Source organism: uncultured Chitinophaga sp. (genome assembly GCF_937898475.1).
In the GTDB taxonomy this organism is placed as follows: Bacteria; Bacteroidota; Bacteroidia; order Chitinophagales; family Chitinophagaceae; genus Chitinophaga.
Map to the genome: position 1 here is coordinate 510,974 of NZ_CALEJS010000012.1, position 23,223 is coordinate 534,196.

The window sequence follows — 23,223 nt, forward strand, 5'->3', positions numbered from 1 at the left end:
TCCAAAATCCAAATTCCAAAATCTAAAATTCAAATGCCAAATATCAAATTCCAATATCCAGATTCCGCTTGTTTGGAATTTAAAACTCCTGGAATTTGGAATTTGCGCAGCCTAAACGGCAAAGCTTTCCCCACAGCTGCAGGTACGGGTGGCGTTGGGATTATTAAAGAAAAGGCCTTTACCATTGAGGCCGTCAGAGTAGTCCAGCTCTGTACCGTAGAGGTACAGGAGGCTTTTCATCTGTACGGCAATCTTAACGCCTTTATCTTCAAAGATCTGGTCGCCTGGCTTTTCTTCTGCTTCAAACACCAGCTCATATGAAAGTCCGGAACAACCGCCGCCTTTCACGCCCACGCGTACAAAGGTACCCGGTACATGGTTTTCTTTTACCATGAGGTCTTTTATGTAGGTGCTTGCTTTTTCTGAAACGGTAATCATCTTTATATCTAGCTTTTAGCAGTTAATATTAGCTGTTGGCTGCCTGCAGCAGCTTATTTATATTATTATTCTCTTTGCATTCAGCCAGCAAAGTTATCATTTGATCGAACTTATTCCTATAGAGGGCTGAAAAGTCATTTGTTTGCGGATCAAAAAGGTGGTCTTTCAGCACGGGAACCGAAAAGGGGAGTACCCAGGCCCGCAATGCCTTAGCCACTGCATCCATGGCGTTGATACCCTGCATGGCCTGTGAGCCGTTGGCCCAACTCACCAAAGCTACAACCTTTCCCGTTAAATATGGGCGGCCGAGGCGGCTGGTGAGCTCCAGCCAGTCGAGCGCATTTTTCATAACGCCCGTCATGCTCCCGTGGTAAAGGGGCGTGAGCCATACGTGCAGATCGGCCTCGCAAAAGGCGTTGCACATCTGCTGCACGGCTTCGGGCGTTTCCTGTTTCAGCGGATCAAAGAACGGAATGGCTGTATTAGCCAGGCTGAATACGCGGGGCGTAAAGCCTTTTTCCCTGAACCGGGTCTCAAAGTAAGCGGCTACCTTCCCGGCTGTTGCATAGGGCCGGTCATCCATCGTACCATTGAATATCAATACATTCATCTAATGTCCTTATTATCAATAGGTTAAATTGTTATGAAGGTATACCCTTAGTTGATCGTCGGTGCAAAGGTCGTATAAACCTTACAACAATATTTTTTTAACTAGTACAAAATTACGACATTTGACAATAAAACAAGTGATAACTTGGAAAATTATATGCCAAAGATCAAAGCAGCAGCTGACCGGTTTCTGGTATTATTAAAGACCCGTGGTCCGCAAACAGCCGCTTCCCTGGCCGCCGAGCTTGGCATAACGGGGGAGGGTGCGCGTTTGCAGTTACTGAAACTGGCAGAAGAAGGATTGGTAGCCGCCACCACCAGCTCAAGGGGGGTAGGACGGCCTGTGCAGGTATGGAGTCTGACTGCCCAGGGTAATGCGCATTTTCCCGATACACACGCCGAACTGAGCCTTCAGCTGATGAATACCATCAAAAAGGAACTAGGCCAGGAAGCTTTAGACCAGGTGATCATCGCCCGGGAACATAGCCAACTTGAAAAATACCGTGCAGCTTTAAAAGGAATTACCAACATAGGAGATAAAATAGCCCGTTTTGCCACTTTACGAACCGCCGAGGGCTACCTGGCAGAGTGGAGGAAGGAAGAAAACGGCTATATTTTCATTGAAAACCATTGCCCCATCTGCAGTGCAGCTACCCAATGCGATAATATCTGTTCTTCAGAGCTCAGAACCTTTGCCGCCATCCTGGGCGACGAGGTGACCGTAACCCGTACTGAACACATCCTGGCGGGAAATCGCTGCTGTATTTACCGGATCACATATACCGACCAGCTGGTGTAAGCGCTTGTACAGGGATGGTATGCGCTTTTTATAACGGGGGGCATACGGGTGGAGCATAAATAGTGCTCCAACAGCACGCCTGTTCAGAACGGGCTAAGCACCGACTAAACACGGACTAAACGCTTACAAGGCACTCACTACGATTTCACAACACACTCATTACCAATACCCTGGGAGTAAGCCTTTATGAAAAAGCATCGTATAAGCCACTGAAACTCAATGCTTAGTGGACATGAGGTGGACTTGATCAAGACTTAAGGAGGGGATGATGTGGTTCGCTAGAATATCAGGACCAGGGTTCCGCTGATGATCAGCAGGGCCCCGATGGCCGTTTTCCAGGTAAGGGCCTCGTGCAGGAAAATAACCGAGAGGACGATGGTCAGCGCCACGCTCAGCTTATCTACAGGGGCTACCTGCGACACTTTTCCTACCTGCAGGGCCTTAAAATAAAAGATCCAGGAAAGGCCGGTGGCAATACCGGAGAGCACCAGGAACAGCAAACTGTGTTTTGAGATGCTGCCGATCCCTTTCGCTTCGCCGCGGAAGAGGACGATCCCCCAGGCAATGATCAGTATAATAATGGTGCGGATACCGGTAGCCAGGTTGGAATTGATACCGGAAACGCCCACCTTGGCAAAGATGGCCGTTAAGGCGGCGAAAAGCGCAGAGAGTAAAGCGTAGATCCACCACATAAAACGAAGTTAACGATCTCCGTCAAACTTTTTTTCCCAATATCTTCAGACTTCTTTTCACCCCATCCAGTACCGCTATATCCGGCAGGTGGGCCCATTCTTCAAAGCCCATGTTCAGGAACAACTGTATGCTGGGCGCATTATGCGCAAAAATAAAACCCAGGAGAGTAGATACACCCAGTGCGGGGCATTGCTCCATGGCATGCGCCAACACGGCTTTGCCTAATCCTTTGCCCCGGAAATCAGGATGCAGGTAAATGCTGATCTCCACCGTTCCATCATAGGCGGGGCGTCCGTAAAAAGAATTAAAGCTGACCCATCCGGCAGTTTGCCCCTCAGACTCCACGATCCATAAGGGACGTTTTTCCGGCGTATGATCATGGAACCATTTTTGACGGCTTTCAACGGTAACTGGAGTGGTATCTGCGGTCACCATCCGCCCGGGAATGGTAGAATTGTATATCTCTACGATCACCGGCAGATCGGAGAGCTGTGCATTGCGGAAATGAAGGGAGGACATGCGCGCAAAAGTACAAATTTAAAAATGATATTGTAAGCAGGGAACCATGAACAATGGGTTGTCAGTAATACACGGATGTTGCTGTACGACAGACAGTTAATAAGGGGGATTGCTGAACTGTGGCGGAGTATTTCAAGTGTCAGTGTAACATTATATTCGTTCGTCCGTTACAGGTAGCATTGCAATCCTATGTCAGTTACCGGGCGTGCATCACGCTGTACCAACACTGTAGCAGGTTTACAGCTGGCGGCCCAGGTATATTTAAAACCGTCTATATCAAATTGAAGATGAGCACTGTTTCTTCCAACACTTTAGTGAATAAGCTTTTTGGTAAAGCCATTCTCAAAAATTTCTTTGATGCGCTGTCCTATTCCCAGGAGGGGGAAGACAAGATCCTGGACCGGTTCTTTGAGCACCGGAACAAGGGCTTTTTTGTGGATGTAGGCGCCCATGATCCTATCCGTTTTTCCAATACCTACAAATTTTACCTGAAAGGATGGCGGGGTATCAACATCGATGCCATGCCAGGCAGTATGCATGCGTTTAATGAGCACCGCCCCTCAGACACTAACATTGAAGCGGCCATATCTGATAAAGAGGAAGTACTGACCTACTATGCTTTTAATGAGCCGGCGCTGAACGGGTTCTCCAAAGCGCTGTCCGATACCAGGGATGGCCAGAAAGGTTATAAGATCATCTTTACAAAGGAGATCCGTACGCAACGATTATCCGCTTTGCTGGAACAACATGTGCCCAGGGGTACGGTGATCGACTTTATGTCTGTTGACGTGGAGGGACTGGACCTGAACGTATTACAATCCAACGACTGGATCAACTACCGGCCGCAGGTGCTGCTGGTGGAAATAACAGGCTTTGATCCGGCGAATATGGCGGGCAACGAGACGGCCGCCTATCTTGATAAGATCGGTTATAAGTTCCTGGCAAAGACCATCAACACCGTGTTGTTTGCAGACAGTCAGCGCTAGATCTGCATTCACTGTTTTTTGCTGCTGATCTTTTTCCGGGGCTTTGCAGGCAGTTCGCCCAATAATATGGCCCAGGGCTTCATCTGCTCAATATGTTCAAAGATGATCTTCAGCAGGGCGATGGTGGGAATGGCCAGGAACATACCCGGAACGCCCCAGAGCAGGTTGCCGGTTACCACTCCAACAAGGGTGACCAGCGCATTGATCTTCACCTTGGAGCCTACTATGCGGGGCAGCAGGATGTTGCTGTCCAGGAAGTGAATGATGAGCAGCGCGATGCCCACCTGCAGGCTGTCGCCCGGCGTACCGGAGGTTAATGTGATCAGCATGCAGATAATGGTGGCCGTAATAATGCCCAGGTAGGGGATCAGGTTGAACACCGCTGCCATTACGCCCAGCAGGGTAGCGTATTTAATACCCAGTATCCAGAAGACGGTGCAGTTCAGGATGGCTACCACCAGCATTTCTATCATTAGTCCGCTGGCATAGCTCCGGATAATGAAGCGCGTCTGGCTCACCACATCCAGCAGCTTATCCCGGTGCTGATACTGGAACAACCGTATCAGGAAGGTGATGAGCAGTGAACGGTACAACAATATAAAGAAGGAGTAAAGCAGTACAAACACGAAGAAGATAAGCAGCGAGGATACCGCGCCGAAGGTCTGGCTCAGGAAGGTGGTGGCAGAACCGAGTGTGCCCAGCGCAAACTGCTCCAGGTAATCCATTTGCTTATGCGCATTGATGTGGAACTTTTCGTTTATCCATACCTGTAAATTATCCAGGCTTTTCATGAGCTGCTGCTGCAGGTGCGGAAAGTCAGATACAAAGGCGCCCATCTGCGAAGTAAGCAGGGCCAGTAAGGTGGAAAGACCGATCACGAATAGCAGCACCGCTATAAATGCCGAGAGCCCGCGGGAGCAGCCCCATTCTTCCAGTCGGGAGGCCAGGGGCAGCAGCATGATGGCCACCAGGCTGGCGAAAGCCAGGGGAATGATGATGGTGGCGCTGAAATGAGCGATATAAATGATCAATACCAGCGAAAGGAGCGTAAAGGCCAGTCGCGCAGTAAAGGGCAGTTTGTTCTCGGTCATGAAACACTTTTTACCAAATGTAAATCTAAAAGTTTAACAGTTTGAAAGTTTGAAGGCGGGCTTACCTGTTCTGGTCACCTTCAAACTTTCAAACCCTCCAACTTTCAAACCTTTTTCGTAGTTTGTACGCTATCGTCATCAAAATTAGATCCACATGCAAAAACTGCTATCCCTTTTGTCGCTGAGTGTGTTACTGCTGATCGGTCATACCGGTCGTTCACAGGCCCGGCTGACGGACAGTCTGCCGGTGCGGGGTTTCTGTATCGCAGCGCCGCGGGCGGCTGGCCTGAATGCCTTTATCAAATTTATCAATGAGGAGCTGGCGCCCCGGAATATCAACACGCTGGTGCTGCGTGTAGATTATAATTACCAGTACCAGCGCCACCCGGAACTGAGCGATTCAGGCGCTTTATCTAAACAGGATATCGGAAAGCTGGTGAAAGCCTGCCGTGCACATCAGATCCGCCTGATACCGCAGGTAAATCTGCTGGGGCACCAGTCATGGGCGGGCTCCATCGGCAACCTGCTGCGGGTATACCCGCAATTTGACGAAACGCCGCATGTAAAGATGCCTGAAAAGTACGTGTGGCCTAACCCGGACGGACTGTATTGTAAAAGTTATTGTCCGCTGCACCCCGAAGTGCACAAAATAGTATTTGACCTGGTGGATGAGATCTGCGATGTGTTTGAGACCGACGCCTTTCATGCAGGGATGGATGAAGTGTTCTACCTGGGCGATGATAAATGTCCGCGTTGCGGCGGCCGTGATAAAGCAGCACTCTTTGCCGGGGAGGTATGGACCCTACGCAATCACCTGGCGCAAAAGAACCGCCAGCTCTGGATATGGGGCGACCGTATGCTGGATGGCAAAACTACGGGCATGGGTATGTGGGAAGCCAGTATGAATAATACACACCGTGCCATTGATATGGTGCCTAAAGATATTATGGTATGCGACTGGCATTATGAAAGGGCGGATAAATCGGCCGTACTCTTCGCAATGAAAGGTTTGCCGGTGATCACATGTCCCTGGCGCAAACCCGATGTGGCCCTTGCACAGGTAGCAGATATGATCAGCTTCCGCAAGGATGCAACCAAAGAAACAAAGCCCATGTACCAGGGCATTATGCAAACGGTATGGTCTCCGGCGGAGTCTTTCCTGGATGAGTTCTATGGAAGAAGCAAGCAGGGTAAGGATTCAGTGAACACGCAGAGTAATTGTTTCAGGGCGGCGTTTGTGAAGTAGGGCTTCATTTGCGTCATGGCGGGGAGCTGCGTGGAGGAACGGGGCACTGATCCGTCAATGCGAGGAGCCGTAGAGGAAACAGCGCGAGCGCGACGAAGCAATCTTTTAGCGACGTATAATGATGATTGCCTGCCTTTTTCCGTTTAAAAAGATTGCTTCGGCCCGGCTTCCCGCCAGGGCCTTTAGGGCCTCGCAATGACGGGGATAAACCAAACTATAACAACTGTTTCATATAAGGAATGTAAATCTCCACCAGGTTAGGTCCTGTGAAAGAAATAAAGAAGTGGTTGCCACTCATCTTATAAATACCTTCCCTGCAGCAGCGGTTAATAAAATCATACATGGGTACACCGGCGGTGGCAAAGTCCAGCGGTACCTGCAGGCGCAGATAATTGCCGCCGTTCATGCGTTTCTGAATGAGCAGCGGGAACTGTGCCGCGATCTGTATATGGGCTTTGGCTTCTTTTACGGGCACACAGATCCCTGCATACATGCTGAGTTTTTCATAGTTGGTAACGGGTACGGCGTCAAGGGTGCCGGTAATGATCTTGCCCTGGGGCAGGTCCAGCATGTCGAGCATCTTGCGGAAATGCTGTTCATGATAACTCATCTTCATCACCAGCTGGGCAATCGGATCTTTACCGTAAGACACCAGCGTATAATATAATATGGTATCGGGCAGGATCACGTGTTCGGCACGGTCAAAGCTGAACAGGTTAGCCAGATCGGCGCCCTGCCGGGCAAAGGCCGCGGTGATCATTGCCGTCATTTCCAGTGTTCTTTTCTCATTGGGCAGTTCATCTATTTTACGGAAGCCGCGCGGGCTTTTACCAAAGTGCCCTGAAAAGGCTTTGGTGAAGGCTGCCATAGTCGCATAGCCGCAAAGATCCCCGATCTCACCTATGTTATACCCGCTGTGGCGCAGCAGGCCGGCGGCCAGCTCCAGGCGATGCCGTTTTACATATTGCCAGTAGGGCTCACCCATGATCTCTGCAAAAATGTGATAGAAATAAGAATAAGAGATACCCAGCCAGTCTGATACATCTTTCATATTGAAGGGGTCTGTCACATGATCATCTGCATACCCCAGGCCTCTCAGGGCATGTAGTTCCATTTGTTCCTTGGTAGGAGATTTGGGCTTCATCTGTTTTAGCTGATTTAATGAGGTTACCTTCTGTTGCTCAAAGACAATACTACACAAGTCGTTATAAATGAATAATTATTTATGATAAGTCGGCTATTTTGACAATAGCTAAAATTAACGTATTTGTAATGAAATAAGAAAAAATTATTACATGGGAATTGAAAACTATAACTTTATACTTTTTTTCACATTCTAAACGTTATTAACATAAATTCATTGGCCTCTAAAAAACCTTATCAGTTGAAAAAGATTACCTGGATACTATTGCTTTCAATGCTGGCTCCACTCAGCGTATTTTCACAGGATTGGCATGTAGGCGGTTTTCTCGGCATCAGTAATTACAGCGGGGACTTATCACAATCGAGAGTAGATATGAAGTATACCCGGCCCACTATCGGCCTGATGGTAAAACGGGACATCAACCGTTACTTCACCGCCCGTCTTGGCTTTCAGTGGGGACGTGTAGCCGCTGCAGATAGTACAAATGAAAGCAAGTACTTACTGGCCCGCAATCTCAGTTTCCGCTCCGTATTGTGGGAGGTGAACCTGATAGGGGAGTTCAATTTCTTTGATATTTATGAGAAAGGCTTTACACCATATGTGTTTGCAGGCATAGCAGGTTTCAGCTTTTATCCTACCACAGCAGATTCTCTTGGTAACAGCGTTCCCCTGCGCCGTTTAAATACAGAAGGGCAGGAGCTGCCGGAGTATCCGGACAGGAAACAATATGCCCTGACCCAGTTTGCCATTCCCTTTGGCGCGGGTGTGAAGGTGCTGCTGAACGATCGCTGGACCCTGGGCTTTGAAATAGGCCTCCGCAAAACCTTTACCGATTACCTGGATGATGTGAGCAAGACTTATGTAGACGAAGCTACCTTACGCAACGCTTTCGGACAACGTTCGGTGGATTATGCCTATCGCGGCGATGAGATCAACGGTAACAAAGCCGGCCTTACACCGGGCACTTACCCGGCCGATGGCACCATCCGCGGATCCGATAAATATAAAGACTGGTACATCTTCAGTGGCCTGACCCTCACCTACCGCTTTGGTGGCGACAACAACCGCTGGGGAAGACAAAGATTTTCTACGTGTCCAAGATATTAGGAGGCTTGTTGGAGCTGCTATTTTGGTATAGTTCTTGTTGATAATGGCGTAATTTTTCGCCCCCAACAAAGTCCACATAAAAATGATATCCCGTCAGCCATATGGTTGACGGGATTTTTATTTTGGCATACAATTTGAATTATATGTGTTAGAACAGGTAAAGTAAGAAGCGAGGACCAACGGTAAAGCCCCTGGGGGCCTGAAACCGCGAAGATTGTAAGACCTGAAGAGCAATACAGTTGGACGCTTCACTACCTGTTTAAAAACACCATAACTATAAAAACGAATCTATCAGCCAACAAGCCGAATCTACCTTTAACCTGTCTTAGGTAGCCATCACCGATCTTTACAAACACCATTACTGCAAGAACTAAAAAACTGAACAGCATGAAACGTTTATTATTAATGATGTTGCTGTTGGGAGGCTTTGTATTGACCTCTCAGGCGCAGAGACACCACCATAACGGACACAGAGGCCATGGACATCATAAGCACTGGAAAAAAGATCACTGTGACGACCATCATTATCATGGCTACTATCGTGCAGATTACAGGCCCAGAAGGGTAGTAGTGGTTCAACGCCCGGTGTATTACGCACCTCCTCCGCCACCTCCGCCGCCGGTGGTATATTATCCCAGCAGGCCACGTGTAGTGATAAACGCCGGCGTTTCAATAATACATTAAGCTGCTGGCAGCTGGCGCCTGGCTAATAGCTAATGGCTGGTAGCTGGCAGTTACGAGCTAAAAGGCTTGCCCTGAGGGCAGGCCTTTTTTATGCCATAATTTTGACCTTACTTTGTCTTTTCATTTGCCATGTCATACAAGCATTTAAAACATTTCATCGATACGCTGGAAAAGGCGGGGGAGCTGGTACGCATTAAAACCTATGTAGACCCGAAACTGGAGATCGCCGAGATCACCGACCGGGAAAGCAAATTGCCCGGAGGCGGCAAGGCCCTGTTATTTGAGAATACAGGATATGATTTCCCGGTACTGATCAACTCCATGGGCAGCTATAAAAGGATGTGCATGGCGCTGGGCGTACAGGAGCTGGACGATGTGGCTGCAGAGATTGAAAGCCTGTTCAAAATGCTGTCCAGGCCCAAGGAAAGCATCCTGGATAAACTGTCTATGCTGCCTAAGCTCAGCCAGTTTGCTTCCTGGATGCCCAAGGTGATCAGCGGAAGGGGCAGCTGCCAGGAAGTGATCATGGCGGAGCCAGACCTGAATAAGCTGCCGGTAATGCAATGCTGGCCTAAAGACGGCGGCCCGTTTATTACCCTGCCGGTGATCCACACCAAAGATCCCAACAATGGCAGCAGGAATGTGGGTATGTACCGCATGCAGGTATTCGGCAAAGACCTTACCGGGATGCACTGGCATAAACACAAAGTGAGCGCGAAACATTTCTCGGAATATAAAAAACTGAAAAAACGTATGCCGGTGGCCGTTATACTGGGCGGCGACCCTGTATACACCTATTCTGCCACAGCTCCCTTGCCGGAGAACGTGGATGAATACATGCTGGCTGGCTTCCTGCGCAAGAAGAAGGTAGAACTGGTGAAATGTATCAGTCAGCCGGAGCTGGAAGTACCTGCAGACGCCGATTTTGTTATAGAAGGATATGTAGATCCCGAAGAGGACCCGATCTGGGAAGGACCCTTTGGCGACCATACTGGTTATTACTCCCTGGCAGACTGGTACCCGCGTTTCCATGTAACCTGCATCACCCATCGCAAAGACGCCGTATATCCCTCTACGATAGTAGGTATTCCGCCCCAGGAAGACGCCTGGATAGGCAAAGCCACAGAACGTATCTTCCTGGCGCCTATTAAAATGACACTGGTACCCGAGATCGTGGACATGGATATGCCGGTGGAAGGTGTGTTCCATAACCTGGTGATCGCACAGATCAAAAAAGATTATGCCGGGCAGGCGCAGAAAGTGATGAATGCGATGTGGGGCGCCGGGCAAATGATGTTCAATAAGATACTGGTGGTGACAGATGAAGGCACCGGTATACAGGATTACCGCCAGCTGGCGCAGTATGTGTTCCGCCACCTGAACCCCGCTACAGATATTTACCTGAGCCAGGGCCCGATGGATGTGCTGGATCATTCCTGCTCCAGGATGGGCTTTGGCGGCAAAATGTGTATAGACGGCACAAAGAAATACGATGAGGAAACAGACAACAGCTACGAATGGCCAGCCGGCGGGCAGGCCTTTGATGAAGCAGCGATCAAAACACGTTTCCCGGAAATAAAAGGCATCAACACCGCATTGTTGTCGCAGGACATTCCCGTGCTGCTGGTATCCGTGCACAAGAACCGTCCGCACCACATACGCGAACTGAACGAACAGCTGTTCGAGCTGCCGGGAATGAGCGGGATCAAGATGGTGCTGTATGTAGAGCATACCGTAGATGTGGGCGATCTTCCATCAGCCCTCTGGCGCTTTTGTAACAACCTGGACCCCAAACGCGACAGCTTTGTGGTGAACCTGCCCTTGCCGAATGGCAAAAAGAGAGGCGGCATGGGACTGGACGGTACGCTGAAAACCCGCATCCTGGATAACTTTGAGCGCGACTGGCCCAATATCATCGTCGCAGACGACGCCACCATCCGCAAAGTAGACGACAAGTGGGCGGAACTGGGACTGGGGCCTTTTGTGGCATCACCCTCGCTGAAATATAAACACCAGATATATGGAGAAGAAGCGGTGGTACAGCAGTAGCCTGCTGCTGGCAGTACTGTTATGCAGCAACCTGGGCGCTGCTGCCCAGGTAAACCCCGATAATTTCAACTACCTGTACCGCCTGGTGGGCACGTGGAGTATGCGTACCCCCCAGAGCGTGATCACCGAGCAATGGCAGCGGGTGAATGATACCACCTTACAGGGTCATACCTGGCGCATTGTAGGGAAAGACAGCTCGCTGCAGGAAACCATACAGCTGGTGCGCAGCGGTAATGATATTTATTACATCCCCACTATCCGTGATCAGAATAACGGTCAGCCGGTACCGTTCAAATTACGGGTGCTGAAGCTGGTAGGTTTTATTGCCGAGAACCCCGCGCATGATTTTCCGCAGAAGATCACCTACCGGTTTAAAGATGAAGATCACCTGGATGCGAGGATTGAAGGCAGGCAGGGCAAGACCACCGGTGAAGTGATCTTCCGGTACGAAAGAAAATAAGTTATTATCTACCAATGATAAAAAAGCCGCTCCCGGGACCGGGTGCGGCTTTCATTATTGTACGACCAACTCAAATTAAACTACGTTGTAGTAGCTTATCAAAAGCTGAAGTGCTTATGATGATGAGTGGTACAAAAATAGTTTTGCAGGGTATGGGGGAGTTATGTATTCGGGAAATTAATTTGCGGGAAAGGGAAGAAATGGGGCTGCTATCGTGTAATTGGTAATAGAAAAGATTGCTTCGTCGCGCCTGCGCACGGGCTTTACTGCTCCCTCGCAATGACGTACGATGGAGATCCGGGGCTGCTATCCCGTCGTTGCGAGGCCCCGCAGGGCCTTAGCGGGTAGCCGGGCCGAAGCAATCCTTTAAGTCTTACCAAATTTACCAGCACTTCTACTTATGTATCTCCGAAGTAAAATGAAACGCTATCTCCGGGTTATTCGTCCGCTCCGTATTCAAATACCACTCTGATTGCGCCAGGTATACCAAATGCCCGTCTTTATCTTCCACGATATTGGCCTGTTTAAAGCGGATGAAATCTTCGATCTTCTGTTTGTTGCCGGTGATCCAGCAGGCTTTGTAAAAGGGCAGGGTATTGAACTGGCAGGCGGCGCCGTATTCCTGCAGCAGGCGGTACTGGATCACTTCAAACTGGAGGTCGCCCACACAACCGATGATCTTGCGGTTGCCGCCGTGCTGGGTAAAGAGCTGGGCCACGCCTTCATCTGTAAGCTGGCGGATACCTTTTTCCAGCTGTTTGGTTTTCATCGGGTCTTTATTCACCAGTTCCTTGAACAGCTCGGGAGAGAAGCTGGGGATGCCGGTGAAATAGAAGTCCTCTCCCTCGGTAAGGGTATCGCCGATCTTGAAGTTGCCGGTATCAAAAAGACCTACCACATCGCCGGGGTAGGCGTCATCTACCACGTTCTTTTCGCGGGCCAGGAAGCTGTATGGGTTGCTGAAACGTACGTCTTTGTCGAGCCGCACGTGGTGATAGAACTTATTTCGTTCAAAACGGCCGGAGCACACGCGGAGAAAGGCGATACGGTCGCGGTGGCGGGGATCCAGGTTAGCGTGGATCTTGAATACAAAGCCGCTGAACTTCTCTTCATCCACGGCAACGGGCCGGGTGCTGGCTTCGCGCGGACGCGGAGTAGGAGCGATCTCCACGAACGTGTCCAGCAGGTCTTTCACGCCGAAGTTGTTCACGGCGCTGCCAAAGAACACGGGAGCCAGCTTGCCTTCCAGGTAGGCCTGCTTGTCGAACGGGTCATACACGCCTTCGATCAGTTCCACGTCGTTGCGCAGCTGGGCAGCGTCATGAGCTTTGAAGTGCTCGTCTACATAGCTGCTGCTCAGGTCTTCCAGCGGGATAATATCTTCATCCGTAGCCTTCTTGTTGGGCAGGAAGGATACGAAGCTTTTGTTATAGAGGTTGTATACGCCTTTAAAATCAGTGCCGCCGTTGATAGGCCAGCTCAGGGGGCGTACGCGGATATTGAGTTTTTCTTCCAGTTCGTCCAGCAGGTCAAAGGGGTTTTTACCGTCGCGGTCCATTTTGTTCACGAAAATGATCACGGGGGTATCGCGCATGCGGCACACTTCCATGAGCTTCCCGGTTTGTTCTTCCACCCCTTTTACGCAGTCTATCACCAGTACCACGCTGTCTACCGCCGTAAGGGTACGGTAGGTATCTTCGGCAAAGTCCTTGTGACCGGGGGTATCCAGCAGGTTCACCAGGGTATCCCGGTACTCGAAGGTCATTACGGAAGTAGCCACGGAGATACCGCGCTGCCGTTCAATCTCCATGAAGTCGGAAGTGGTGTGTTTCTTGATCTTATTGGATTTCACGGCCCCGGCTGTCTGGATAGCGCCCCCGAAGAGCAGGAATTTCTCCGTCAGGGTGGTTTTACCGGCATCCGGGTGGGCTATAATGGCAAATGTTTTCCTTTTGTTGATCTCGGTGGCGTACTTCATATTATAAAATGGGTGCAAAAATAGGAAAAAAGGTTTGAGGTTTGAAGTTTGAGGTTGGAAGTTCGTTCAAAGTGAGAAGTTCAAACCTTTAACCCACCTCAAACCTCAAACTTCAAACCTCAAACTTCAGAAATTGAGTATATTTGGTATATGTTAGCTACCATCAAGATACTATGGAATAGCCTCAGAATGGCCCTGCAGGAACTGCGTGTGAACAAGCTGCGTACTTTCCTTTCCCTGCTGGGCATCACCATCGGCATATTTTGTATCATCGCCGTATTCACCGTTACAGACAGCATGGAGAAGAACATCCGCAGCGATGTGCAGTCGCTGGGCAGTGATGTGATCTACGTCCAGAAATGGCCCTGGGGCGGTGGAGGCGAGTATCCCTGGTGGAAGTACATGAACCGTCCTGAGCCCCAGTACAAAGAGCTGCAGGTGATACAGGACCGGGTAAGGAGCGCATCGGCAGCAGCTTTCGCTTTTTCCGTTTACAGCAAGCGGATCGAGTATAAGGACGATTATATGGATGGGGTAGAGATGATGTCGGTAACGCAGGATTTTGAAAGGATCCAGCAGCCAACCATCATCAGCGGGCGTTATTTTACCGGGAATGAATCCGGGGCCAATGTGGTGATCCTGGGCGCCAATATCTGGGAAGGCCTGTTTGGCACCGCAGAAGCGGCGCTGGGAAAGACCGTACAGGTGGTGGGCCGTCCCTGCAAAGTGATCGGGCTGCTGAAGAAGAAAGGAGAGAGCCTGCTGGGTGGTATCAACTACGACAATGCCGTGATCGTACCCTATATGTATGGCCGTACCATTGTGGATGAACGCCGTTTCAGCGATCCTTATATAATGGTAAAAGCCGCCAGCGGTGTGGACCTGGGTCAGCTGAAAGACGAGCTCAAAGGCACCCTGCGTGCTTTTCACCGCTTACGGCCACGGGAAGACGATGATTTTTCCATGAATGAGATCACTACGCTCAGTAGTAACCTGAACGGCCTGTTTGCGGCCCTGAACCTGGGCGGTGGACTGATCGCCATCTTTGCCCTGATAGTAGGCGGTTTCGGTATTGCCAACATCATGTTTGTGACGGTAAAAGAGCGCACCAATATCATCGGCCTGAAGAAGGCCATCGGCGCACGCCGCAGCGTGATCCTGATGGAGTTCCTGCTGGAGGCTATCCTGCTTTGCCTGATAGGCGGCGGACTCGGACTGCTCATCGTGTACATCGGTACCGTTTTAGCCAGCGGCAGCCAGAGCTTCGATATCAGCCTCACGGCCAAGAATGTGGTTCTGGGCCTGAGCATTTCGGGCATCGTAGGCGTAGTGGCCGGGTTTATCCCCGCGTTTTCAGCGTCCAAGCTGGATCCGGTGGTGGCCATCAGGAGCAATTAGTCACTACGGTTACGGATAACGATGTAACAATTCTGCCTTTCAGGCGTTTAATTTCCTAAACATTTAATTATATGAAATTATTTGCGTGTATCGCCGGTATGCTTCTGGCTGTTATTGCTTTTTCCTGCCAGACGTCTAAACAGTCGGCCGGCGGCGCCTGTAAGCATGAAGGTGTTGTGATGGATATGAGCGGACTGGATGGCTGCGGACTGATGATCGTGCTCAATGACAGCGCACACACCCGTTTACAGCCGCTAGAGATAGCGGATACCAGTTTCCACCTGCAGGCCGGGCAACGGGTATCAGTAGGTTATACCGAGCTGACAGGCCGCATGAGCACCTGTATGTCAGGTAAGATCGTTCGTATCGACTGTATTAAAGGGCAGTAGGACAGCATTTAGCGCTAATGCCTTATTTTTGCGGCCATGCCCGTACATATACTAGCTATAGAGTCCTCCTGCGATGAGACCAGCGCAGCAGTGATCACAGACGGAAAGGTGCTTAGCAACATCATCGCCAATCAAACCGTACATGAACAATATGGGGGCGTAGTACCGGAACTCGCGTCCCGCGCCCACCAGGAAAATATTGTGCCGGTGGTAGACCAGGCACTGAAACAGGCGGGGGTAGACCGTAAGGATCTCAACGCCATCGCCTTTACACAATCCCCGGGCCTGATCGGCGCCCTGCTGGTGGGCAGCTGTTTTGCCAAGGCTTTATCCCTCGCGCTGGAAATACCGTTAATCGCGGTGCACCATATGCAGGCGCATGTACTCGCTAATTTCATCGAAGATCCGAAACCGGCTTTCCCTTTTCTTTGCCTTACCGTTTCCGGCGGACATACCCAGATCGTGCTCTGTGAAAGCCCGCTTTCCATGAAAGTGATCGGTGAAACACTGGATGATGCAGCAGGAGAGGCCTTTGACAAAAGCGCCAAGCTGCTGGGCTTACCTTACCCGGGTGGCCCGCTGATCGATAAATATGCCCAGACAGGTGATCCCCGCAGGTTCAGATTCCCCGAACCGCAGATACCCGGCCTTAATTTCAGTTTCAGTGGTCTGAAGACTGCCATCCTTTACTTCCTGCAGCAACATCAGCTGCAGGATCCCGGCTTTGTACAGGCCAACCTGGCGGATATCTGCGCTTCCGTACAGGAGCGCATCGTCAGCATCCTGATAAACAAGCTGGTAAAAGCATCCAAAGAAACCGGCATCAAAGAGATCGCCATCGCGGGCGGTGTAAGCGCCAATAAGGGGCTGCGCAATGCTTTGCAGCAGCAGGGCGCAAAGCTGGGCTGGAATACCTACATCCCTAAATTTGAATACTGTACAGACAATGCTGCCATGATCGCTATAACCGCCTGGTACAAGTACCTGGCAGGAGATTTTGCAGGACTGGATGCGGTGCCGAGTGCGAGAGCGGCGTTTTAGAACGTTTGAAAATTTAAGGGTTTGAAGGTTTGAGGATTTGAAAGTTTGAAGGTTTTATCGTTAAAGAATGATGGCGTATCGGGTATTTCTTCAAACTTTGAAATGAACGGTTATTTTTGCAGCGATGAAAAAGTTTGTATTAGCTGTTGCGCTGGCGGTGTTGCTGCACCCGTTGATGGCGCAGCATAAGGGATTAACAGAATGGCAGGCGCAGAAATATTCCATGTTTATACACTGGGGCGCCATTTACTCCACTTTAGGCGGCGTTTGGGAAGGCAAGCCGGTTACACGCGGCTATAGCGAACAGATACAGTCGCACGCAGGTATTTACAGCGATACATATGGGGCCGTGGCCAAACAGTTCACAGCGCCTTACTGGAATGCAGATTCGGTGGTGCTGCTGGCAAAAGCAGCGGGTATGCGCTCTGTAGTGATCACGTCCAAACACCACGATGGTTTCTGCATGTTCCACTCTGCCTATACGGATTATAATGTGGTGGATGCCACGCCTTTCGGGCGGGATGTGGTGAAGGAACTGTCAGACGCCTGTCGCCGTCACGGGCTGCGGTTCGGGCTGTACTTTTCATTGATAGACTGGCATTTTCCGCAGGCTTATCCTATCTCCAGCACCAACAGTGATCCTATTACCCCGGAACATCACGCATATAATAAGCAACAGGTAACAGAGCTGCTGACCAATTACGGTCCCATTTCAGAGCTGTGGTTTGATATGGGATCACTGACAGCAGCGCAAAGCCGGGAGCTTTCCGCCCTGGTGCACCGCCTGCAACCGGATTGTATGGTGAGCGGGCGCCTGGGTAATGACGCCGGCGACTTTTGCGTGATGGGTGATAACAACTATCCGGATTATAAGCTGGCTACACCCTGGCAAACACCCGCTTCCGTGTATGATGAAACCTGGGGATACCGTTCCTGGCAGCAGCACGGTCCTGCGGAAGATAAAGCGAGAGAAAAGCTGGAAGGCCTGATCAAGGTAGCGGCAAGAGGCGGGAATTACCTGCTGAATATCGGTCCGCGTGGTGACGGCTCCGTGGTTGCATTTGAAAAAGAGGTACTCTTAAATATCGGGCAATGGCTGCAGCAGAACGGAGAAGCCATTTATGGCACCAGCGCCAATCCCTTTGATACCACCTTCAGCTGGGGCGAGGTGACCGCCAAATCAAACAGGATCTACCTGCACCTGTTGCACGCCCCCGAACAGCAAACCATTACACTGCCGGGCCTCAACGGGAAGATCGCACGTGTGACTTTGCTTGAAAACAATCAGGCGCTGAAATGTAAGATCAGCCATAACGGCCAGGCGCAAACGATCCGGCTGCCGGGTCATTTCAACCTGGATGGGAAGGTAAAAGTGCTGGCCCTGGAGCTGGATAAAGGATATACGATTACGCCGATGCATGTAATCAGCGGAAAGGGAACACTGGTGCTGAACAGGCAGAACGCTGTCAAACAATACAGCTTCTCCGGTGTGGACTATGAAAGTTACTACCGCAGTACGGTAGGGCAATCATGGGCATTCCGTTCACCCGGAACAGGCAAAAAGACTATACAGCTTCGTTATACCGAACAGGAAAAAGGCCGACAGGTATGGCTGGATATAGACGGGAAAAAACAGCAGCTGACGCTGAACGCACAACAGCCCGTGGCATCACCGGCCGATGTAAGCTGGGGACCAGTATACCTGTCTAACCCTTATCCCGGCGGCATTGACGGCGGTCTTCCGGCTGTTGACAGCTCCTGGACATTACTGAAAGACCAGGAAAGTTACGAGTCCGCTAAAACGTTGCCTGCAGATCCTTCCACTTACCGCTACGTACGCTATGAAATAACGGCTCATGGGGCGCAGTCTTATTTGCTGGGCATCAGCAGCGGCGACGGTGTACAGGTGTTCCTGAATGGCGTTGAGCAAACAGCGCATAATAATCCGGATCGGGGCACTATGCAAAAGGAAATACTGCAGCTGCCTTTACAGGATGGGAAGAACGAACTGCTCATCAAATTGTATAACCGCTTTAATAAGCAGCTCAGGTGGGATGTGGATATGAAGACGCCGCAAAACTACTATACACAGGAGCTTACTATGCCGCAGGCTACCGGCGCTAATGGCATTCACCGGATCAGTGTTGGCGCTGCCAACCCGGTATCTGTACATCGCGATCTGCGGCTGCCCAATCTTGAGCTGCATATCCAGTAATATATGCCGAATCAATATTTCCAGTTCAAGCAATTCACTGTACGGCAGGATCAATGCGCCATGAAAGTGTGCACAGATGCCTGTATACAGGGCGCTTTTACGGCGGCTTACCTCCAGGCAGGCGGGCGGCCGATACAGCGGGTGCTTGATATTGGAACAGGTACGGGCCTGCTGAGCCTGATGTTGGCACAGCAGATCCCCGCTGCCATCACTGCTATAGAGCTGGATGCGGCAGCTGCCGCGCAGGCGGGAGCAAATTTCAGCGCATCGCCCTGGTCTGACCGGTTAACGGTAACACCATCGGATATACGTGATCTGCCGCCTGCCGCATTGTATGATTTCATCATCACCAATCCTCCCTTTTATGAAGGCAGTTTGAAAAGCAGCGACGAACAGCGTAATGCGGCCATGCATGCCACCAGTCTGAGCTACCGGGAATTACTGCAGGCGATTGCTGCACATTTACAGCAGGATGGTCAGTTTTCGGTATTGCTGCCCTATGCGGCTTTTCAGTCGTTCAGGGAACTGGCGGCTGCCGCCGGTTTTTATCCCCTGCAGATACTGGAAGTAAAACAAAGTGTGCGGCATGACCGGTTTCGCGCCGTGGGTATTTTCGGGCGCGCAATGTCACAACCATTGATCAGCAGCCTGACCATATATGAAGCGGGGAATGTATATACGCCGGCTTTCATTGCGCTGTTGAAGCCCTACTATCTTTACCTTTAATCGCGGGCCGATCAGGGATCCGTTATGTTCACTGCAAAACCGCAGGCGCTGTTGCCCACTACCACCGGTACAATGGTGTATCCCGTTTCTCCGGGAACGCCGGTGGCGTAGAGGGTGATGGTCTGCAATCCTTTTTCGGTGAAGATGCCCCCGTTGGCAAAGAACACACCGTTGACGGTTTCGGTAGTAACCTCCCATTGCCCCGGGTAGTCTACCTGTACTTCCAGTGTAACGGTGTGGGATTCGTCCAGTGTAGCGCCGGAAACATAGTTTCCCTGTACCAGGAAATTAGTGCAGCTGCCATCTGTGCTGGTATGCATGGAGAAAGTTGCGGTAGTGTCCAGGTTGAGTGTATCGTCGGGAATATCTGTGGTATCCTGTCCGGAGGTATCTATGGGATCAGGCGGGAGATGGCCTTCCAGGCTCGTCTCTTTTTTACAGCAAAATATCAATACGCACAAAAGTGCCAGGATGCTATGGGGTATAACCTTACTCATGACGCTAAAAGTTGGATGTCCCGAACTAAATGATAATATAAAGATACACTTTCCGCGCCGCTTTTACGAGCTGCTGTGCACATAACCTTCCAGGTAGGCAAAGCGCTCTGTAAGCTGCCCTTTTTTCACGATGGTGGCATTGGCGATCACTTCGCTTTCCTCCTGCAGGAGGTCTTCAAACACATATTTCATGAGCTGGTCGCCAAAGTACTGGGAGGCATCGCGGGGCAGCTCATTGGGCAGGTTGCTGACGCACATCATATCCACGGAGCCTTTCTGGAAGGGGGGCGTACGGTGGCGGGTGATGCGGTTTACGCCGTAGATGGGATTGTCTATGGTAGAATCGCCCAGGTTGCAGGGGATGGAGCCGTTGGTATCGTCCGTGATATCGGCAATAACCTGGATGCGGAAATTATCTTTGGCCAGGTCGTTCCAGGTGAAGAGCGGCGGGATGCGTTCTTCCCAATAGATGCCGTTCATCAGGATGTCGGCGGCGGTTACGTAGGGGAGGAAGCGGCATTCGTATTTTTCCGGGTGGTTGTGAAAATCTTCCCGGCTGTAGGTCTTATCAGATTTACGCAGGTACAGCTCCCCGGCTTTCAGCTGGGTGTATACCGGGTAGGCGTAGCTATTGATCAGGAACTCTTCCGGGGGAATGTATTTAATGCCCAGCATGCCCATTACTTCCAGGATGCCGGCGGCCACCCTGCCGGAGCCCGTGATCACGATCTTGAGCGGGGGCAGTTTGATACCGAAATAGTGTTTGATCAGTTCCTGTAGATCGTGACAGGTGTGGACGGGCCGGTAGTTAAAAAGGCCGGTTCTTTTGCCGTAGGCCAGCAGGCCGTTATGGGCGCCCACCACCCCGGCAAAGAAGCCGAAGCCCAGGATGCGCTGGCCGTCTGCATGTACCAGGCATTCGTAATCCACCAGGGTAATGTTCTTTTCTATGATCTGTTGCAGCATGGCCTGGTTATGGGGCTGCTGCTTTTTGGTGTGGGAGAAGAACAGGTATGTTTTCCCGGCCATCAGTTTTTCTTTGGGCACTTCCTTAATGCCCAGGAGGATGTGGCAATGGGAGAGGTCTTCCTGCAGGGAAATCCCCGCGTCTATATATTCCTGGTCGGTATAGCAGCGGTGGGGAGAAGGCTGTACGCAGATACGGACATTGGTATAATGTTGCTGTATCCACTGGCATTGCAGGGGTGTAAAGGCCACGCGGTTGTCGTGCGGGATCTTTTCTTCACGAATAAGGCCTATATGAATTGTTTCGGTGTTTTGCATTGTTCAATTTACGGAAAAAGGCGGAATGGGCAGGGTGGGGGAGCTTTTAGCTTTTGGCTTTCAACGTATTTCTTACATTTGTCAAAGCATGAACTATTTTGAACTATACGGTATTCCTGTTTCTTTAAAAGTTGATCCCGATTGGTTGCGGCAGCGGTATTATGAGCTGAGCCGCCTGTATCATCCGGACATGCATACACTGGCGGGGGAAAAGGCACAGGCAGAAATGCTGGAGAAATCCGCCCTGGTGAACCAGGGTTTTAAAGTGCTGGGCAACGAGCATGAGCTGCTGCAATACGTGCTGGAACTAAAAGGCCTGCTCGGCGATCATGACAAACACGCTTTACCCCAGCTGTTCCTGATGGAAATGATGGATATCAACGAAAAGCTGATGGAGCTGGAATATGACCCGGATGAGGAGGCTATCGCGGCCCTGCACCTGGATGTAACGGCGATGGAACAGGAGCTGTATAGCGAGGTGGCGGGCCTGATAGCAGGCTTTGAGGAAGGGCTGCCGGCTACCGCCATGGATAAGCTGAAAGAATATTATTATAAAAGAAAATATTTATTGAGGATAAAAGAAAAATTATCTACATTTGCGTCCCGCAATTGAAAGTAAAATTTCAGGAGCGGAATGCCCAGATGGCGGAACTGGTAGACGCGCTAGACTCAAAATCTGGTTATCGCAAGGTAGTGCAGGTTCGATTCCTGTTCTGGGCACTTGATAAACGCCTGATAATCAATAGATTATCAGGCGTTTTTTATTCCCTAAAATTCTCAGATTTACCGTTTTTGTTTGTTTTCAATCACTTATTCCCGTTTTTTTTGACACACAAGCCGGCACTCACATGGCACATCATTTGGCACACAAAAAAGAAAATGAAAGTCATAGTAACGCCGCGATTATCACGCGATCACAGCAAGATATTTTACTCCTTTGAGTGGGGGAAGAAAGCAGGACAACGTATAGCCACCGGAGTATTTACCTATGTGCATCCTGCGAATACGATCCAAAAGAAATATAATAACGAAGCGCATAGGCTGTTAGAAGCTAAGAAATCTCGGTTAATCCTTGATGCGCTTTCAGTAGGTTCAGATTTTACGCCCTCTTATAGGTTTGAGCGAAATTTTTTAGATTATTATAAGAACTATGTGGAATATAACAAAACACTCGGTAATAGGCATCTTGAATGTAGTTACAGTCAGTTTCGCCAATTTTTTAGATCCAATTATTTAGCCCCTAAAGAGGTAACGGAAGAGCTTTGTAATAAATTCCAAAAATATCTGTTGAGTCATCTCAACGGGGAAACGCCGTCCAATTATTTTGCAAAATTTAAAAAAGTGCTCAAGGCAGCTACGAAGGAGGGGTATTTTAAGATTAGCCCCAGTCAATACCTTCCTGTAAAAGCCAATAAGAATGTTATTCGAAAGAATAGCCTGGAAGTAGAAGAGTATATCCAGCTACTTCATATGCCCGCATTAAATAAAGAGGTCAGGGATGCGTTTATTTTTTGTTGTTATACAGGTCTAAGGTGGTGTGATGTAAAAGCCTTAAGATGGAATTGTGTAAAAAGGGATTCGATTGTAATAAGTATAGTACAACGAAAAACTAATGTGGAGCATGTTATAACATTACACCCAATAATAAAAGAAATTTTGAATAGGAGGATGGAATGTCTTGACTCTATAGGTGAGCATTGCCTTGTTTTTAACCTGCCCACAGCAAATGGGGCAAATAAAGTGCTTAGTGCCTGGTGCAAATCAGCAGCTATTGAAAAGCATATTACCTGGAATTGTGCGAGATTGAGTTTTAGTGAGACTGTAAAATAAACTGTGTCAAAGGTTAAAAAATTAAGACCTTTAACACAGT

Annotated in this window: 23 protein-coding genes and 1 tRNA gene; 15 read left to right on the forward strand and 9 right to left on the reverse strand. The window is 50.0% G+C overall.

Annotated elements, in window-relative coordinates:
• Window positions 1-111: 111 nt before the first annotated feature.
• A complete protein-coding gene (locus Q0577_RS05485) occupies window positions 112-438 on the reverse strand; it encodes an iron-sulfur cluster assembly accessory protein (RefSeq protein ID WP_298733518.1) in 327 nt (108 codons plus the stop codon).
• Between the two features lie 28 nt (window positions 439-466).
• Window positions 467-1,048: an NADPH-dependent FMN reductase gene (locus Q0577_RS05490; protein ID WP_298733519.1), complete on the reverse strand. Its 582-nt coding sequence runs from the start codon at window positions 1,046-1,048 to the stop codon at window positions 467-469.
• Between the two features lie 156 nt (window positions 1,049-1,204).
• Between Q0577_RS05490 and Q0577_RS05495 the strand changes: the two genes are divergently transcribed.
• On the forward strand, window positions 1,205-1,846 hold the full coding sequence (locus Q0577_RS05495) for a metalloregulator ArsR/SmtB family transcription factor (RefSeq protein WP_298733521.1): 642 nt from the start codon (window positions 1,205-1,207) through the stop codon (window positions 1,844-1,846).
• Window positions 1,847-2,124: 278 nt separating this feature from the next.
• Here Q0577_RS05495 and Q0577_RS05500 read toward each other — a convergent pair whose 3' ends face one another.
• Window positions 2,125-2,538, reverse strand: a complete 414-nt coding sequence (locus tag Q0577_RS05500; RefSeq protein ID WP_298733523.1) for an EamA family transporter — start codon at window positions 2,536-2,538, stop codon at window positions 2,125-2,127.
• Window positions 2,539-2,560: 22 nt separating this feature from the next.
• Window positions 2,561-3,058, reverse strand: coding sequence for a GNAT family N-acetyltransferase (locus Q0577_RS05505; protein ID WP_298733525.1), 498 nt, complete (start codon window positions 3,056-3,058; stop codon window positions 2,561-2,563).
• Between the two features lie 287 nt (window positions 3,059-3,345).
• Between Q0577_RS05505 and Q0577_RS05510 the strand changes: the two genes are divergently transcribed.
• Window positions 3,346-4,044: an FkbM family methyltransferase gene (locus Q0577_RS05510; protein ID WP_298733527.1), complete on the forward strand. Its 699-nt coding sequence runs from the start codon at window positions 3,346-3,348 to the stop codon at window positions 4,042-4,044.
• Between the two features lie 8 nt (window positions 4,045-4,052).
• Here Q0577_RS05510 and Q0577_RS05515 read toward each other — a convergent pair whose 3' ends face one another.
• Complete coding sequence (locus tag Q0577_RS05515) at window positions 4,053-5,135, reverse strand: AI-2E family transporter (protein ID WP_298733529.1); 1,083 nt, start codon at window positions 5,133-5,135, stop codon at window positions 4,053-4,055.
• 154 nt (window positions 5,136-5,289) lie between these two features.
• Between Q0577_RS05515 and Q0577_RS05520 the strand changes: the two genes are divergently transcribed.
• Window positions 5,290-6,381 carry a family 20 glycosylhydrolase gene (locus tag Q0577_RS05520; protein ID WP_298733531.1) on the forward strand — a complete coding sequence of 364 codons (1,092 nt, stop codon included), beginning with the start codon at window positions 5,290-5,292 and terminating at the stop codon, window positions 6,379-6,381.
• A 214-nt stretch (window positions 6,382-6,595) separates the two neighbouring features.
• On the opposite strand, the gene Q0577_RS05525 is transcribed toward Q0577_RS05520, so the two are convergent.
• Window positions 6,596-7,525, reverse strand: a complete 930-nt coding sequence (locus tag Q0577_RS05525) for an AraC family transcriptional regulator (protein ID WP_298733535.1) — start codon at window positions 7,523-7,525, stop codon at window positions 6,596-6,598.
• A 240-nt stretch (window positions 7,526-7,765) separates the two neighbouring features.
• On the opposite strand from Q0577_RS05525, the gene Q0577_RS05530 reads away from it, so the two are divergent.
• The 4 genes from Q0577_RS05530 (at window position 7,766) to Q0577_RS05545 (ending at window position 11,825) form a co-directional block, all read left to right on the forward strand.
• Complete coding sequence (locus Q0577_RS05530) at window positions 7,766-8,632, forward strand: DUF6089 family protein (RefSeq protein ID WP_298733537.1); 867 nt, start codon at window positions 7,766-7,768, stop codon at window positions 8,630-8,632.
• A 387-nt stretch (window positions 8,633-9,019) separates the two neighbouring features.
• Window positions 9,020-9,316, forward strand: a complete 297-nt coding sequence (locus Q0577_RS05535) for a hypothetical protein (protein ID WP_298733539.1) — start codon at window positions 9,020-9,022, stop codon at window positions 9,314-9,316.
• Between the two features lie 129 nt (window positions 9,317-9,445).
• Window positions 9,446-11,365, forward strand: coding sequence for a menaquinone biosynthesis decarboxylase (locus Q0577_RS05540; protein WP_298733541.1), 1,920 nt, complete (start codon window positions 9,446-9,448; stop codon window positions 11,363-11,365).
• Complete coding sequence (locus Q0577_RS05545) at window positions 11,337-11,825, forward strand: DUF6265 family protein (protein WP_298733543.1); 489 nt, start codon at window positions 11,337-11,339, stop codon at window positions 11,823-11,825. The genes Q0577_RS05540 and Q0577_RS05545 overlap by 29 nt, the downstream gene beginning before the upstream one ends.
• Before the next feature lie 394 nt (window positions 11,826-12,219).
• On the opposite strand, the gene Q0577_RS05550 is transcribed toward Q0577_RS05545, so the two are convergent.
• Window positions 12,220-13,803, reverse strand: a complete 1,584-nt coding sequence (locus Q0577_RS05550; protein ID WP_298733545.1) for a peptide chain release factor 3 — start codon at window positions 13,801-13,803, stop codon at window positions 12,220-12,222.
• 150 nt (window positions 13,804-13,953) lie between these two features.
• On the opposite strand from Q0577_RS05550, the gene Q0577_RS05555 reads away from it, so the two are divergent.
• From Q0577_RS05555 to Q0577_RS05575, 5 genes are all read left to right on the forward strand, one after another.
• Window positions 13,954-15,201, forward strand: coding sequence for an ABC transporter permease (locus Q0577_RS05555; RefSeq protein WP_298733546.1), 1,248 nt, complete (start codon window positions 13,954-13,956; stop codon window positions 15,199-15,201).
• A 71-nt stretch (window positions 15,202-15,272) separates the two neighbouring features.
• The gene (locus tag Q0577_RS05560; protein WP_298733547.1) at window positions 15,273-15,590 is read left to right on the forward strand and encodes a hypothetical protein; all 318 of its coding nucleotides are present in this window, start codon (window positions 15,273-15,275) and stop codon (window positions 15,588-15,590) included.
• A 36-nt stretch (window positions 15,591-15,626) separates the two neighbouring features.
• Window positions 15,627-16,631 (forward strand): tRNA (adenosine(37)-N6)-threonylcarbamoyltransferase complex transferase subunit TsaD, encoded by a 1,005-nt coding sequence (gene tsaD, locus Q0577_RS05565; protein ID WP_298733549.1) that lies wholly within the window; start codon window positions 15,627-15,629, stop codon window positions 16,629-16,631.
• A gap of 124 nt (window positions 16,632-16,755) precedes the next feature.
• Complete coding sequence (locus tag Q0577_RS05570; protein ID WP_298733551.1) at window positions 16,756-18,846, forward strand: alpha-L-fucosidase; 2,091 nt, start codon at window positions 16,756-16,758, stop codon at window positions 18,844-18,846.
• Between the two features lie 3 nt (window positions 18,847-18,849).
• The gene (locus tag Q0577_RS05575; RefSeq protein WP_298733553.1) at window positions 18,850-19,572 is read left to right on the forward strand and encodes a methyltransferase; all 723 of its coding nucleotides are present in this window, start codon (window positions 18,850-18,852) and stop codon (window positions 19,570-19,572) included.
• Window positions 19,573-19,583: 11 nt separating this feature from the next.
• Here the strand turns inward: Q0577_RS05575 and Q0577_RS05580 are convergent, their stop codons facing one another.
• Window positions 19,584-20,069: a hypothetical protein gene (locus Q0577_RS05580; RefSeq protein ID WP_298733554.1), complete on the reverse strand. Its 486-nt coding sequence runs from the start codon at window positions 20,067-20,069 to the stop codon at window positions 19,584-19,586.
• Between the two features lie 63 nt (window positions 20,070-20,132).
• Entirely contained in the window at window positions 20,133-21,353 is a 1,221-nt protein-coding gene (locus tag Q0577_RS05585) for an NAD(P)-dependent oxidoreductase (protein ID WP_298733556.1), read from the reverse strand.
• Between the two features lie 88 nt (window positions 21,354-21,441).
• Here Q0577_RS05585 and hscB point away from each other — a divergent pair, with 88 nt between their 5' ends.
• From hscB to Q0577_RS05600, 3 genes are all read left to right on the forward strand, one after another.
• Window positions 21,442-21,966, forward strand: a complete 525-nt coding sequence (gene hscB / locus Q0577_RS05590) for a Fe-S protein assembly co-chaperone HscB (protein ID WP_298733558.1) — start codon at window positions 21,442-21,444, stop codon at window positions 21,964-21,966.
• Between the two features lie 23 nt (window positions 21,967-21,989).
• Window positions 21,990-22,073: transfer RNA gene (locus Q0577_RS05595), tRNA-Leu, on the forward strand.
• A 159-nt stretch (window positions 22,074-22,232) separates the two neighbouring features.
• Window positions 22,233-23,183: a site-specific integrase gene (locus tag Q0577_RS05600; RefSeq protein ID WP_298733560.1), complete on the forward strand. Its 951-nt coding sequence runs from the start codon at window positions 22,233-22,235 to the stop codon at window positions 23,181-23,183.
• The last annotated feature ends 40 nt before the right edge of the window (window positions 23,184-23,223 follow it).